General features: G+C 44.7%; 14 protein-coding genes. 5 read left to right on the top strand and 9 right to left on the bottom strand.

The window, feature by feature from the left end; translation table 11 throughout:
• The first annotated feature begins 17 nt into the window (after nt 1-17).
• Entirely contained in the window at nt 18-518 is a 501-nt protein-coding gene (gene tpx / locus HMPREF9448_RS05020; protein ID WP_008861513.1) for a thiol peroxidase, read from the top strand.
• Nucleotides 519-614: 96 nt separating this feature from the next.
• On the opposite strand, the gene HMPREF9448_RS05015 is transcribed toward tpx, so the two are convergent.
• The 3 genes from HMPREF9448_RS05015 to HMPREF9448_RS05005 are packed head-to-tail and all read right to left on the bottom strand — an operon-like array spanning nt 615 to nt 3922.
• Complete coding sequence (locus tag HMPREF9448_RS05015; RefSeq protein ID WP_008861512.1) at nt 615-1703, bottom strand: 2-aminoethylphosphonate--pyruvate transaminase; 1089 nt, start codon at nt 1701-1703, stop codon at nt 615-617.
• Between the two features lie 12 nt (nt 1704-1715).
• Nucleotides 1716-2519 carry a phosphonoacetaldehyde hydrolase gene (gene phnX, locus HMPREF9448_RS05010; RefSeq protein ID WP_008861511.1) on the bottom strand — a complete coding sequence of 268 codons (804 nt, stop codon included), beginning with the start codon at nt 2517-2519 and terminating at the stop codon, nt 1716-1718.
• 29 nt (nt 2520-2548) lie between these two features.
• Nucleotides 2549-3922 (bottom strand): DUF5690 family protein, encoded by a 1374-nt coding sequence (locus tag HMPREF9448_RS05005; RefSeq protein ID WP_008861510.1) that lies wholly within the window; start codon nt 3920-3922, stop codon nt 2549-2551.
• Between the two features lie 199 nt (nt 3923-4121).
• Here HMPREF9448_RS05005 and HMPREF9448_RS05000 point away from each other — a divergent pair, with 199 nt between their 5' ends.
• Entirely contained in the window at nt 4122-5003 is an 882-nt protein-coding gene (locus HMPREF9448_RS05000) for a hypothetical protein (RefSeq protein WP_040295987.1), read from the top strand.
• A 73-nt stretch (nt 5004-5076) separates the two neighbouring features.
• Here HMPREF9448_RS05000 and HMPREF9448_RS04995 read toward each other — a convergent pair whose 3' ends face one another.
• From HMPREF9448_RS04995 to HMPREF9448_RS04975, 5 genes are read right to left on the bottom strand one after another with little or no spacing between them, the layout of a single operon-like run.
• Nucleotides 5077-6198: a DegT/DnrJ/EryC1/StrS family aminotransferase gene (locus tag HMPREF9448_RS04995; protein ID WP_008861508.1), complete on the bottom strand. Its 1122-nt coding sequence runs from the start codon at nt 6196-6198 to the stop codon at nt 5077-5079.
• On the bottom strand, nt 6199-6615 hold the full coding sequence (locus HMPREF9448_RS04990; RefSeq protein ID WP_008861507.1) for a sugar 3,4-ketoisomerase: 417 nt from the start codon (nt 6613-6615) through the stop codon (nt 6199-6201). It abuts the gene before it with no gap.
• The gene (locus HMPREF9448_RS04985) at nt 6608-7027 is read right to left on the bottom strand and encodes a sugar 3,4-ketoisomerase (protein WP_008861506.1); all 420 of its coding nucleotides are present in this window, start codon (nt 7025-7027) and stop codon (nt 6608-6610) included. The genes HMPREF9448_RS04990 and HMPREF9448_RS04985 overlap by 8 nt, the downstream gene beginning before the upstream one ends.
• Nucleotides 7017-7895, bottom strand: a complete 879-nt coding sequence (rfbA, locus tag HMPREF9448_RS04980; protein WP_008861505.1) for a glucose-1-phosphate thymidylyltransferase RfbA — start codon at nt 7893-7895, stop codon at nt 7017-7019. The genes HMPREF9448_RS04985 and rfbA overlap by 11 nt, the downstream gene beginning before the upstream one ends.
• Before the next feature lie 22 nt (nt 7896-7917).
• Nucleotides 7918-9120 (bottom strand): dTDP-glucose 4,6-dehydratase, encoded by a 1203-nt coding sequence (locus tag HMPREF9448_RS04975; RefSeq protein ID WP_008861504.1) that lies wholly within the window; start codon nt 9118-9120, stop codon nt 7918-7920.
• A gap of 411 nt (nt 9121-9531) precedes the next feature.
• Between HMPREF9448_RS04975 and HMPREF9448_RS04970 the strand changes: the two genes are divergently transcribed.
• The 3 genes from HMPREF9448_RS04970 (at nt 9532) to HMPREF9448_RS04960 (ending at nt 14277) form a co-directional block, all read left to right on the top strand.
• Nucleotides 9532-11205, top strand: a complete 1674-nt coding sequence (locus tag HMPREF9448_RS04970) for a T9SS type A sorting domain-containing protein (RefSeq protein ID WP_008861503.1) — start codon at nt 9532-9534, stop codon at nt 11203-11205.
• A gap of 70 nt (nt 11206-11275) precedes the next feature.
• A complete protein-coding gene (locus tag HMPREF9448_RS04965; protein WP_008861502.1) occupies nt 11276-12856 on the top strand; it encodes a GEVED domain-containing protein in 1581 nt (526 codons plus the stop codon).
• 17 nt (nt 12857-12873) lie between these two features.
• Nucleotides 12874-14277, top strand: coding sequence for an arylsulfatase (locus HMPREF9448_RS04960; RefSeq protein ID WP_008861501.1), 1404 nt, complete (start codon nt 12874-12876; stop codon nt 14275-14277).
• Nucleotides 14278-14373: 96 nt separating this feature from the next.
• Here HMPREF9448_RS04960 and HMPREF9448_RS04955 read toward each other — a convergent pair whose 3' ends face one another.
• A complete protein-coding gene (locus HMPREF9448_RS04955; RefSeq protein WP_008861500.1) occupies nt 14374-15375 on the bottom strand; it encodes a malate dehydrogenase in 1002 nt (333 codons plus the stop codon).
• Between the last annotated feature and the right edge of the window lie 168 nt (nt 15376-15543).

The raw sequence follows: 15543 nt of genomic DNA, 5'->3' as shown, positions 1-15543 counted from the left end.
TCTATAAATTAACAACAATGGAAAAAATCACTTTCAAAGGCACACCCGTACACACTTACGGTAAATTGCCGAAAGTAGGAAGCCAAGCTCCCTGCTTCACACTTACTCGATCCGACTTGACGGAACTTTATTGTCACGACCTCAAAGGACGTCGCATTGTACTGAACATCTTTCCAAGTCTCGACACTTCGGTCTGTGCTACTTCGGTGCGTAAATTCAATGAGCTGGCAGCATCTCTGGACAATACGACCGTCGTGGCCGTCTCCAAAGATCTACCTTTCGCCCAATCACGCTTTTGCACGACCGAAGGCATTAAAAACTTAATTGCCGCATCGGCATTCCGTTCGCCCGAATTTTCAAAAGATTACGGTGTGGAAATGGTAGACGGCCCGTTAGCCGGACTATTGGCCCGTGCAGTCGTGGTCATTGACGAAAATGGAAAAGTCATTCACGCTGAACTCGTCCCCGAAATCGCACAAGAACCCAACTATGAAGCCGCTATAAAAGTGTTGAAATAAACTTCGACCCACACAACTGAATCCCTTCCTCTATATCGAACATAAAACGATATAAAGGAAGGGATCACAATGTTATTCTATTTCAGATCTGCTGTTTTAATACCGACAACCTCTGATCGTTTCTATCAAACGTACAAAATCATCTGGATATACATCACCGATATTACCGATACGGAATGTATCTGCCTTAGAAATCTTCCCCGGGTAAATAACAAAACCCTTTTCTTTCAGCTGCACATAAAACGACTTGAAATCAAATCCTTTATGTGGATAAAGGAACGAAGTAATGATAGGCGACTGTACCTCATCGGGTAACAAAGTTTCGAATCCGAGTGTACGCATACCGTTTACCAATACATCGTGATTTTCACAATATCGTTTATAGCGTGCGGTTACGCCCCCTTCTTCCGTAAGCTCTTCCATAGCTTGTTTAAATGCCCGCACCACATGAGTAGGAGAAGTAAAGCGCCATTTACCATGCCCTTTCTCCATCGTTTCCCACTGATCGTAAATATCGAGAGAAAGGGATTTAGACACCCCACGGCAACGCATCAGTTCAGATTTACGAGCAATGATGAATCCAAAGCCGGGAACTCCTTGTATACATTTATTAGCACTACTTATCATAAAGTCGACACCCAACTCTTGCAAATCGATGGGAATGCCTCCAAAACTACTCATTGCATCTACAATCAGTCGCTTGCCATACACCTTGACTATGTGAGCAATGTCTTTTAACGGATTGAGAATGCCCGTTGTTGTTTCGCAGTGAACTATGGCTACATGAGTAATATCGGCATTGTGGGCTAAATAGTCGTCTACATAACTTACCGATATCTGCTCTGTTTCATCAAAAGCCAACAGATCATAATCTATCCCATGATATTCGGCAATGTTTCCCATGCGATCTCCATAAGCTCCATTGCTTAATATAAGGAGCTTATCTCCCGGCTTAATAGTACTTCCTATAACTGCCTCCACACAATATGTGCCGCTACCTTGCAACAAAATGGAGGTATATTCATCGGGGTGCCGAGAAGACAATGCCACAAGCGAATTTCGTATCTCTTCCACAATATGTACATTGTAATCCTCGTCCCATGTACACCAATCGGTCATCATAGCTTCCTTCACAGTTTCGGTAGTAGTAAGAGGACCGGGAGTTAATAATATGTACGGTTTCATATCAATTAGTTTTTAAAAATTATTGGAATCATTCATTCTTCGATTTATATCTTGTATTACAGAGGGCAACCCGGTAATGTCGTCCACTACATAATGAGCTCCTGCACCTAACATACGAGTACGGACAACAGCTTTCCTGTTTTCCAGTTCCGCCATAGGTAATTTAGAAATCTCGTCTTCGGTAAGCCCCAATTCATTACTACCCAGAATAACACCCACCGTCCACACCTTCGAATTAATACCTTCTTTAATATCCGCTATCGTATCACCATATTTTAATACGCAGTCGACCGAAGAGACAGCCAAATCTATCATGTTTTGGTAAACCATATACGGGTAAGGACGCCCAGCAGGTAACCGATCTGAGGTTACACAATTGTCTATCACATAACCTTTCCGAGCCGCAGCAGGGACTACCACGTCCATCATCGCTTGGGTATATCCGGTTGTCGAACCAACCTTGATGCCCTGACTCCGCAACTGCATAATGGTTTCGACGATGCCGGGAATAGGTTCCGAATAATCTTCCAAAGTAGCAAACAATACACGCTGAAAATCATTATAACGACCTTGTACATCACTGTCGTCATAATCTCGTCCAAACTTCAAGCGAAAATCCTCGGCCACTCGTTCTATCGCAAATAAAGCTCGAATTTCTTCTATTTTCGTCAACCCCATAAATGCCCGCGTTTCTTCCGGGGTGACCTCCAAACCAATATTTTTGAAACTTTCGACAAAAGCAGCAACGGGAGCCATGCAACCATAATCGACGGAGGTCCCTGCCCAATCCATGATAATACACTCTACTTTCTTCATGATTCTTAGTGATTTATGATTGTTTTTATTTATTTTACCTGTTGAGTATTCGCAATCTTAGGTGATAGTCCGAAACAGTTTTGCGTAATAAATAATCTGTTCTTTCCAACACAAACTGTACGTTCACGGCGATAACGTGCCAGCAAATAGACGAGTGCCCCCATAAACGCCATAGCACAAATAACTCCTACATATCCCGACATCAGATTATAGAAATGCAACCAATCGATATTTGGCTTAAAACACTCTTTCAACACCAATACCAATACCGTACCCATATAACCGATAAAGTCAAGTGTTATAATAAAAAAACCTACGTTTCCTCTAATACGGAAACAAGCGATGAAACGTTCGAAAAAGAGCGTTTGAAAACTGAGATATACCGTATAAAGGGACAAACTTTGCAGGAACAGCCATGTAGTAGTAGACAATTCGAGCGTATTGTAATTGAAGGCTATGAAACTAAGTGTCAATGTACCGCAAGTAACTAATACAAGCAGTGCACACAATACTTTCATATCGTTCTTTACCAATGACATTATACCAAAAACACAAAGAATAACAAGTGTCACTGTCGCATCTATTTTGGCAAAAGCCCACGAAGATAAACCGCTGGCCTCCACATTAATGATCTTTACTAAAAAATCTTCTTTGATATCCTGTAAAACAGTGATAAACAAGTTCGCGAAAAATAGCAGTAACAATACCGGCATAAAACTTTTGAAAATATGCATGCGCCCCTCCCGGTTCAACGTCACTCGCTCAATTCGTAACTTCTTGTCTTCCTCTGTCGGTTGAGGAAGACGTGTCATCAACCAACCCAATAACGATAACAAAGGAAAAGCAAAAGCACCAATGAAAGCAGGCATCCAAAACTCACTAATATGCAGATTTTCCATAACAAACAAACCAATGGATTTTGCCGTACCCGAACTAATAGCGATACTCAATCCCATAAGACTGGCCAACAGGTCGGTGACACGGCGACCTTCCAAAAAACTGAATATCACACCCCACATGCAACCCAATGAGAGTCCATTAAAAAAGAGAGCAAATACATTGAACGGCCGGGGAAGCAAACCAAACAACACAAGAGATAATTCGGCAACGGCTACCGACAAAATGATAAATCGTAACCGGTTTTCTTTTTTCAATTCCGAAATTACCTTAATACCTATTAATTTCGATAGAAAGTAACCAAAAATCTGTACAATGCTTGTTACGGTTTTATAGTCCATGCCAAAAAAATCGAGTCCATCGAATGTTGCCGCCGTAAACGGTTTACGTAAAGCATATACTAACGAATAAGACAACAAAGCCGCACCGCCCGCCCAAAAGATAAAAAGTACATCGGATAACTTTCGGTTAGAAGAAATACCTTTTTTTAGTTCATTTATATTCATCAGATCTCTTATATTCTTGATTTCATCGACAAATGTAACGCAACTTCAAAAGCCTAAAAATGATTTTTTATTATTTATAAACACCATATTTTCAGAGTTTTATAACGTAACATTAATGAAATATTTATGCAATGAAAACATAATAGAAGTTTAGTTTCTTTGTATAATTATTTTAAGGTTCGATAGAAATTTAATGCTTATGAACGATTTGCTTGACATATATAAACGAATAGAGTATTTACGGAATCAAGGTGTAAAAATGAAGGAAATCGCCGACTATACCAACATGGCAGCCAGCGTATTGTCTTCTTTATATTCCAGCGTATTACCCACCTATTTGAGTGGTGTCAATAAAGGAGAAAATGAAGAAGATGCATTGGATTATGCCCTTTCACAAGTGAACAATATATCAAAAAAGAGGTTGTTAGGCAATTTACAAGAACTGAAAACACAACTTTTCCGATTGGAACCCAATACCGGTGTAGAAGAAAAAGCAAATCCTTTTTTAAACATGCTAACCGAAGAAATGCAAAACTCGGTGCAAGAGGTATATAATTACAGCGGAATTTATATCAGTTACAGTTTATCGTCCTCATCGCATTCATTGAAAGTAGAGCCTTATCTAATCTCTGCTTCCGAAAACAACTCTTACGTAAGAGTAATGCACATGAACACATATAATACGACTCATTGCGGCATAGGTATGTTCAGCAATCATCAAAATGCCTACATTATGTTCAATGAACGGGAAATGCCGCAAATGGCTTTATTTACCATTTATCTACAATTACCTATGTATGATTTTCCCCATATGCTGAAAGGTCTCTACCTATGTTTAGATTATAACCGCAATCCTATTGCACGGCGCATCCTTTTCATCAAGCATTCCGACAGTACTAACATCGACGATTTCCTACTTTTAAAAGGTCGCCTCGTATCACCCGAAGAATTAACCGACGAGATACGTCCTTATTACGATTATACTTGCCAGCCGGGAGACTACATCAAAACATGCAATGTCCCTTCTCCATTACTGAATGCAAAAGATCTGGACAGAGAAAAAAGAATGTTGGAAATTTAGTATCCGGTACACACGAAAAAAAGTTTTTATCTCTCTGTTCCATTGCTTCGAAGAGTGATTAAAAACAAAAAGTTTAAGAAAACCGGTTGATAATCCTCGCAATTTCAAGCACATCGGATTCGTTTAGATAAGCCGACATCGGCAGACTCAATACCTCATCGGCAAGCTGTTCGGCAATAGGCAGAGGCAATCGATTGTATTCTCGATAACACTGTTGTTTGTGTGGAGGTATGGGATAATGAATGAGAGTGCCCACCCCTTCCGATTCCAAATAGTTTTTCAGCCGGTCCCGCTCAGAACATCGTACGACATACTGATGCCAAATGTGTTCTCCCTCACCTCCCGGTTCGGGAAGTACGATTTCCTTGCCATGTATATGTTCGGAATATGCCTTTGCGACAGCGACCCTACGGCGATTATCCTCATCGAGATATTTCAATTTCACCGATAAGAATGCAGCTTGCAAATCGTCCATGCGGCTGTTCACCCCCTTATAAAGATTCACATACCGCTCTGCCGAGCCGTAATTACCTAATGCTCGAACCACTTCGGCCAGTTCCCCGTCATCGGTCGTCACTGCTCCCGCATCGCCCAATGCGCCCAAATTTTTGGTCGGATAGAAACTCAATCCGGCGGCATTGCCCAAAGCTCCGGTGTGAAACGAGCCCTGCAATCCCGCCACCGGCGAAACCGCACCGAAAGCCTGAGCGTTATCCTCTACAATTTTCAACCCGTAACGGGCAGCTACGTCTTTCAGACATTCGTCCCAACAAACCCGACCGTACAGATGGACGACCATAATCGCCCGCGTGCGAGCTGTTACAGCCCGCTCCACCAAAGAAGTATCGAGATTGTAAGTGTGTACCGACGGCTCGACGAACACAGGTACGAGCCCGTTGTCGGTAATAGCGAGAACCGAAGCCACATAGGTATTCGAGGGCACGATCACCTCGTCGCCCGGCTGCATGACACCCATCTCGATGTATGCACGTAACATTAATCGCAAGGCATCCAACCCATTTCCCGTAGCTACCGCATAGCGACAACCCAGATATACACATAATTGTTCTTCCAACCGGGACACGTACTTCCCCCGGATATACCACCCGCCCTCGATAACTTCGGCGGCGATGGTCTTCATCTCCTCCATATAAGGAGCATTGGTTTCTCGTAGGGATAATTGGGGATATTTCATCTATCGGCTAATTTCTTTAAACTCTTGATAATCGCGAATATAATCCGACTCTTCGTAATAATCGGAAGTCAGCACCAAACAGACCGACCCCGACGAGAAATTATTGAGTACCCGCCAGATACCCGGCACGATAAGCAGCCCGTAGGAGGGTCGGTTCAAAGTCACCGTACGGGTGGAGATACCGTCGTCGAGAATTACATCGAACGATCCACCGGCCGCCACCAACAACTGGTAAAGTTGCTTGTGTGAATGACCGCCCCGTTCCTCTCCGCCCGGCACATCATACAGATAGTACACCCGTTTCACGGCAAAAGGCAGGTCGATGTCATTCTCCACCACAGTGATGTTTCCGTTCTCTCGCTCGTGCTTGGGCAATCGTATCAGTCGGCAATCGTCCACCGAAGCTCTTTTACTCATCATTCCTTCCTTTCAATAAAGTGCGGTACTCTTCAAAATCTTCTATATAATCGCCGGCATCGTACAAGGTCGACGACAATACCAATGCCAGCGAATTGGTCGAGAAGTTATCCAGCTCGCGCCACATCATGCGGGGCACATACAAGCCGTAATACGAACGCGCCATGTGATAGCGCCGGGTCTCCGTGCCGTCATTCAACACGATATCGAAGCTGCCCGACAAGGCTACGATAAACTCCTCCTGTTCTTTGAAAGCGTGGCCGTTGCGATGCTCGTCACCCGGCACATCGTACAGCCAGTAAGTACGCGCTATCTCGAACGGAATATGCCGTGCACTCTCGATGAACGACAGGTTTCCCCGCTTGTCTGCCACTTTGGGCAACTCGATCCATCTCACCCGGTCAAAGCTCATCATTCGCCAGTCTTATCAAATATTGCCCATACTGGTTTTTCTTCATCGGCTCGGCGAGTCCGAGCAAATGTTCCTTGTCGATCCACCCCATGCGATAAGCGATTTCTTCCAAAGAGGCCACTTTCAGTCCTTGTCGGTGTTCGATGGTCTCGATAAAGTTCGATGCCTCGTACAGAGATTCATGCGTACCGGTATCGAGCCAAGCGAAACCTCGTCCCATTAACTGTACGCCAAGAGCCTGCGATTGGAGAAAGGCTTGATTCACCGAAGTTATTTCCAATTCTCCCCGTGCAGACGGTTTCACCTGCTTGGCAACCTCCACGACGCGGTTGGGATAAAAATAGAGTCCGACCACGGCATAGTTGGAACGAGGCTTTTCCGGTTTCTCCTCGATACTGATCGCCCGTCCGCTTTCGTCGAACTCGACTACACCGTAACGTTCGGGATCGCCCACCCGGTAACCGAACACCGTTGCCATTCCTTTATCGGCATCGGCAACGGCCTGTCTCAACATGCGGGTAAAGCTCTGCCCGTAAAAGATGTTGTCGCCCAACACCAAGCACACGGTGTCGTTCCCCACGAACTTCTCCCCGATGATAAACGCCTGCGCCAGTCCATCGGGCGATGGCTGCTCGGCATACTCGAAACGCACGCCGAACTGTCCGCCGTCCCCCAACAACCTCTTGAATCCGGGCAAATCGGTAGGAGTGCTGATAATAAGTATCTCACGAATACCAGACAACATCAATACCGATATGGGGTAATAAATCATAGGTTTGTCATACACCGGAAGCATCTGCTTCGATACTCCCCGAGTAATGGGATACAATCTCGTGCCGGAGCCTCCGGCCAATACTATGCCTTTCATCGTTCGTATCTTATTAGGGCAATCAACGATTGCCGTACATTTGTTCGTAATATTTCTGGTAATCGCCGCTGACTACTTCGTCCACCCAATCTTGATGATCGAGATACCAACGCACAGTTTTCTCTATCCCCACGGTAAAGGGGGTCTCGGGATACCAGCCCAATTCACGGGCAATCTTCGACGGATCGATGGCATAACGCATGTCGTGCCCCGGACGGTCGCCCACGAAAGTAATCAAATCCTCGTTAATATTCTTCACATCGGTCTTCAATACCCTACGATATTCCGGTTCTTCCCGCATGATACGGGCAATAATATCGATGATGAGCTTCACGATATTGATATTCTGTTCTTCGTTGAATCCGCCCACATTATAGACTTCGCCGATACGGCCGCGTTCCAATACGGCATCGATAGCCTTAGCGTGGTCTTCCACATAGAGCCAGTCGCGCACATTGTCGCCCTTACCATAGACCGGGAGTTTCTGACCGGCCAATATATTCTTGATAATCAGAGGTATCAATTTTTCCGGGAAATGATAGGGACCGTAATTGTTGGAACACCGGGTAATATTCACCGGCATGCCGTAGGTTTCGTGGTAAGCCCTCACGAACATATCGGCACTCGTCTTCGAAGCCGAATAAGGAGAACGGGGATCGAGCGGCGTCGTCTCCGTAAAGAACCGCTTGCCATAAGTATGCAGGTCGGTACGTCCGGTCACCACTTTGCGCACATCGGCATCGGTGATTTCCAACGGCTGCGGGTCGGTATAGTCCTTAGACAACGAACCGTAGACCTCGTCGGTCGATACTTGCAAGAATTTCTTTCCCTCGGCATAGAGAGGCTTCCCTTCGGAATCTTTTCCCCTATACCAAGCCTTACGGGCGCAATCGAGCATATTCTGCGTGCCCAATATATTCGTTTCCAAGAAGAGCTGCGGATTGGCTATACTGCGGTCTACGTGCGATTCGGCCGCAAAATTGACCACATAATCTATATCGGTTTCGGCAAAGATGTTCGCCACCAATTCGGCATTGCGTATGTCCCCCTTCACGAACCGCACTCTCGAATCGGCTATTTCGTCTTTAATAGTACCCAGATTCCCGGCATACGTAAGTTTGTCCAAAACGACCACATATATATCTTCTTCGTACTTTTTCAACAAATATTTCAAAAAGTTCGCCCCAATAAATCCGGCCGCACCGGTGACCAAATATCTTTTCATAACCTGAAATTTAAAATTCGCTGCAATTTACAACTTTTTTAAGAAATAATCCAATACGAAATATTTAGAAACTGTTTTAATTTTTTTCAAGCGACATTCGAGAACCTCTTCGAGGGTATTCACTCAGACTTCCCCCTCCAATATAGTAATACTTTTAGCAGTCGATGGGAGAAATTCACCTTATAAATATATAATTAATTATAGTATAATATTACTATTTATGGGGTAAATCATAAAAAACCAATTTTCTCACTAGGGATTAAACCTTCATATTAGTTATAAAATATATAAGCGATTACATACCGTTAGAAATAACCCATAATAAAATTATATAAAAGACAACCGTTCGTTACTAATATCATTAAAAAAATAAACAAACACATTTAATTACCCATTAAAAACACTTTATGTATGAAAAAATCTTTATTTAATCCGTTACTGCTTTTAGCAGGTCTACTTGTTTCAAATCTATCCGTAGCACAGGTTACTCCTATTTCAGGGGTCGTCGAACCCGAAATAAGCACAGCGGAATCCCCCAAATGGTATACAATGATGTCGTCCCACCTCACGGCTTCCGATCGACAAAACCGATTTATGAAATGGGACGGTTCGAATTTATGTACCGACCAGCTAACCACACCGCCAACCGATGCTGCTTACATCTGGCGTTTGGAAAAGGCGGACGGAGGCGACAATTACTGCGTACTGGTTCATTCGAGCGGTATGCGCATTGTTGTTCCAGTAGAAGCTACCGCTATCAACAATACGATGTTAGAGATGAGTGCAGACGAGGGTGCTGTTTGGGTACTGGCCACATCTGCTTCCACGGGACAACAGCAGTGTGCCGATAAACAATACTGTCTGGATTACACCGGGATTTCGGAAGCCGCTTATCTGAACGCCGCAGATACGTCATGGGATTACGGTGTAACCGTTTATGAAATGGGAACACACCAAGCCTCGGGCTGGTTTTTCTATCCGGCTCAATACACCCCTCCAACGGCTACCAAAACCGTCTCAGTAAAATCGGCAGACTCGGCAAAAGGAGCGGTATCCATAGAAGGAAAAGAGTCGACAAGTGTAGAGGTTCCTGAAACGGAAGCTCTTATCGTAAAAGCGGCCGCAGCCGACAACTATATGTTTTACAGATGGGTGGAAGAGGGAACTGAAACTGTTATAAGTTACAGACACACTTATTCTTACGAAGGAACAGAAGATAAAACTCTCGTCGCCGAATTCGTCGAAAAGGATTATCCCATCATGACCCGTTTCTACGTCACGGACCTTAATCAACAGAACCGTTATTTAGGCTCTGTTTCTTATACCGCAGGCGATAAAACCAAGACTCTGTTTACCTGCGCAACCCAAGAAGAACTCCCCTTCACCGAATATAAAAAACTACATACACCACAAGTAGAAGGAGCTGTTATCGACAAGACCGAAAATCCGATCCGCCTCGAAGAGGGTGTTGAAAACTTCTCCATGAATTTCAAGCAGTATAACGAGGATATCACCTATAACAACGGATATAGAGACATCGTATGCGAGCCTGAAATCGTCTGGTCTTACCAAACACTCTACATAGACTGGAACAACGATAAAGAATTCAGCGGCGAAAACGAGATTTACGCTGCCGTAGGCAATAACTCAGGCGACAATACTTTCGACGATCCTGACGGCAATGTTACAGAAGGTTGGGACAGAACGATAACCGTTCCGGCCGAAACCGCTCCCGGAACCTATCGCATGCGCGTCGTTTACATGGGGCCCGATCCCTGGTCCAACGACTGGCCCTCGAAAGTCTTTACCGAATTCTATAACGAGATAAGAAACGGTATTGCCTATGATTTCGAAATCGCCATCTCTCCGGCATCGGGAATCGAAGGAATAGCTTCCGGTAAGGTTTATTACGATGCTCACGCCGGACTCTTGATTTCCCCCAATCCCACCCAAACCACCGTTTATAATTTGTCGGGACAGATTGTCTTGCAAGTAAACAATGCAACAGAAATCTCTGTATCGGCCCTCGAAAAAGGTGTGTATATCGCAAATGTAGGCGGAGAAATGATCAAATTCATTAAATAACTTTGATATAAAAGCATAGAATAAAATTATATTGTCCTATGCTTTTGTATTTATATCCAATAGATAAGACATGAATATATTCTTTAAATTTCTGGCAGCGGCCACCGTTGCTACAATGACAATACCGGCAATAGCCGCCGACGATTCGAGTAACGACTACATTTCATCGAACCCTTTCGAAACCATGATACGGCTGGGGCGTATCAGCGAAAAAAGCCCCATATACCAAATGCCGGCCGGATCTGCCAACGGAGGCTATATCTCTTCGGCAACGACCTCGGGCGATGCTGTCATCTACCCGTTGGGATATGCAAAACCGAACTCTCCCGGCAGTTATTTCGCCATAGTGTCGAAAGAGACTTCCTTATTGATCGCGGGCGAAACTTTCGAGTTCAATGCGACTATGACCGTCGATCCGTCGAACTATACCCTCTCGACTTACACCGACTGGAACCGCGACGGTGTATTCGAAAAGGAATCACGACCCGCCCAAGTAGCAGCCTCCACCAAAAGTTTCGTACAGACCATAGCGATACCCGAAAACGCAGAACTCGGAAAAACTCGCATACGCATAAGAATCGAATCGACAACCCCCTCCTCGGCCGATGCCTCGATTAGCGGACGGGTATATGATTTCGTAGTGTATGTTTTGGAAGCATCGGATAGAACCGACCGCTTTATAAGCGTATCATCGAACAACGACGAACTGGGAACTGCCATTATCGAAACACCGGCAAACGACGCCGGCCGTTACGAAATAGGGACACAAGTCACCGTAAAAGCTATTATCAATGAAAATTCGGAGTCTGCCATAGAATTCAAAGGTTGGCAAGAGGGAAACGAAATCGTGAGTGAAGAATCGGTCTACACATTTACCGTAACGAAAAGTACGAGCCTGATAGCCGTATTCGAAGCCGCTGTTCCCGTATTAGCCTCCCCCGAAATAAGCACAGCCGAAGACCCGATTTGGTATCAAATCATGAATGCTCACACCGACGCCAACCGAAAAGAGAGATATATCGCCTATGATACGAACACAGGTGGGGATTATTCCACCGCACTGAGGGTGGAAAAACCGGCGAACCAAACAGACAAATTTCTCTGGCGGTTGGAAGATGCCGGAAATAATCGGGTATATATCGTAAACAAAGGGACGAACTTGCAAATATCCGGGTCGAAAGTCTTAGAAAAAGAATATTTTACCGCTTCTACTCTCGGGAGTCAATTCACAATCGAATCCAGCGGTCATGAAAACGGGAGCTACTCTATCAAGTACGAAGGCGACAATTCCTATCTGTTAAACGCCCAAGACGGTACATGGGGAGTCGTTCTATACAACGCCGGTATAGGAACAGGTTCGGGGTGGTATTTTTATCGAGTGCCTTTAAAAACCCCCACAGGAATTGAAAACGGAGACAGAAGCGTAGCACCCAAAGCTCACCTCTACGACGGACGACTGAGCATAACCGGACTGTACGGACGCAACACGATCAAAGCAGTGAGCCTCTCCGGCCAACTGTTAGGAAATTACTTTTCTGCCGACACCGTCTTCGAAGGGGAATTGAAATATCCCGAAAGATTTATCGTCTTAGTCATCGAACCGGAAAACGGGAAAACGACCACACTCAAACTTCTCGATAGCAAACTTTAAACACCTTTATAAAACGTATGAATACCAATAAATTTATATACCCTGCAAGCAGCCTGCTCCTTACTTCGGGTTTGTGCTTCGCCCAAGAGAGAGATGCTGTCGCCACAACAGAACGCCCCAATGTCATTTACTTGCTTTGCGACGACATGGGATACAGCGATATAGAGGCCTACGGCCAACAAATGATATCGACTCCCAATCTGAACAGGCTCGTAAATAAAGGCATGAGTTTCACTCAATTTTATGCAAGTACAGCTGTAAGCGCTCCATCAAGAGCTTCGTTGATGACCGGGCAACACACCGGACATACCAAAATACGGGGAAATAAAGAAATACAACCCGAAGGACAAGAGCCTCTCGATCCGAACGTAGAAACGTTGGGACATCTGTTTCAACAAAACGGATATGTGACAGGTTGTTTCGGTAAATGGGGTATGGGTTATCCCGGTTCGGGCGGAGAAGCTAACAAGATGGGATTCGACGTATTTTACGGATACAACTGTCAGCGTAAAGCGCACTCTTACTACCCGGAGTATTTGTGGAATAACCAAGAAAAAGAGTATCAAAACGGACGTTATTCGCAAGATGCCATACACGAACATGCGATGAAATTCATCGAAGACAATAAGGACAAGGCATTTTTCGGTTATTTCACATATACGATTCCCCATGCCGAACTGTGCCAACCGCAAGACAGTATCGTCGATATGTATAAAGGTAAATTTCAAGAACCCCACCCGTGGTACGACAACGGAGATTATGGTACAGCAACTAATCCCCGCTCACAATTTGCGGCTATGATTACCCGATTGGACACGTATGTGGGACAAATCATCGATAAACTGGAAGAGCTGGGTATCTCCGAAAAAACTTTATTTATATTCACGAGCGATAACGGCCCTCATAACGAGGGAGGAGCAGATCCGACTTTCTTCAACACAGAGGAACGACTGAGAGGATTGAAACGAGCTTTGTACGAGGGCGGTATGCGCGTGCCTTATATCGCCTATTGGCCGGGGACTATCGAAGCCGGCTCTATAAGCGACTTGATGGCAGCCGGCTGGGATATGATGCCTACTTTCGTAGAATTGTTGGGTGAAGATACGAATTGGCGCGAAGAGGCGATGGACGGGTTGTCTATACTCCCTACTCTGACCGGAAAGGGGGAACAACGGCAACATGACTTCTTGTATTGGGAGTTCCACGAGGAAAACGGTCGCCAAGCCGTAAGAGCCGGAGATTGGAAACTGATTCGACAAAATATCAAAAACGGAAACCCGACTCATGAGTTGTACAACATTGCCGAAGACCCGCATGAAGACAATAATTTAGCTAATACTTATCCCGACAAAGTGGAAGAGTTGAAAGTCATTATGGATCGGGAGCATATACACTCCGACATATTTAACTTCGGACGTTGATTTACCGGTTCCCGTATAATATAAAGATAAAAATAGCGGCTTCTCGTAAGAAGTCGCTATTTTTATAACAGGATTCCACAGGTTCGACAACGCTGTTTATTCGATATTTTTATTCAGTTTATTCCATTCCGAAACCGGGGGAATGATTCCCATCGCTATCACCTCATCACGCAAATCGCACAAATGCTTATAACTGCGCTCCAATTCTTTATCTTCTTCCGGCGTACCATAAACCGGGTTGTAATGTACTCCCGAACGATCGAGAATTGTCTCCATCGCCATAAGTATGTGGTTGAATTTCCCGTCAGACAAATAAACACCAGCCGGCCACGTGAAAGGATTTCCACCCATTGCCGCAGCAATCATCTCGATAGAAAGATAGGCCGGGCTCTGAAAAGAAGAGCGTCCTCGCAAATCGATAATGTGTTTGCCTCCTTGAACGACTTGCTGGCGTATCTTCTCCCAGTCTTCGGCCGGTAATTTTTCCGTTCCGATAAGCTCGGCGAGCGGAGTTCCTTTTACTTTTGTCGTCGAAGCAAAAACCGCCATTTGTTCTCCATGCCCTCCATAGGTACGACAATTCTCGATTTCATCGGCTACCGCATGGAAATATTTTGCCAACTCGCTCTGCAAACGCGTACTATCGAGCGCCGCAAGCGTGGATACCTGAGACGGTTTCAAACCCGAATAAAGCAATACGATCAACCCCGTAATATCGGCCGGATTGAAAACGACGACCACATGTTTCACATCGGGACAATAGCTGCGTATATCCTTACCGAATTGAGCGGCAATTTCGGCATTTCCTTTCAATAAATCCTCTCTTGTCATTCCTGCTTTGCGAGCAGCCCCTCCGGAAGATACGATATACGAGGCTCCCGTAAGAGCTTCTTTCACGTCGCTCGTGAAGGTTATATCTACCCCTTTAAATGCACAATGACGTAATTCCTCGGCAACACCTTCCAATGCCGGAGCATAAGGGTCATACAAACATAAATGAGGTGTCAAACGCATCATCAATGCAGTCTGTGCCATATTCGAACCGATCATACCGGCAGCACCCACGATCGTGAGTTTTTCATTCGTCAAAAATTCCATATTTGTTATATTTAAATGATGAGTTTTCTTTATTCCGTTACAAATATAACAAGCGAAACCTGATTTTGATTATCATTCTTTTTTACCATTCATAACAAAAAGTTATCGGCATAAATAGCCCTGCGGTTAAAACCGAACACAATACATTCATTATAAATCTATTAAATA

The sequence above is a fragment of the Barnesiella intestinihominis YIT 11860 genome (assembly GCF_000296465.1).
Taxonomy (GTDB): Bacteria; Bacteroidota; Bacteroidia; order Bacteroidales; family Barnesiellaceae; genus Barnesiella; species Barnesiella intestinihominis.
The sequence above is the reverse complement of the archived record's forward strand: the minus strand, read 5'-3'. Positions and strand labels throughout refer to the sequence as shown.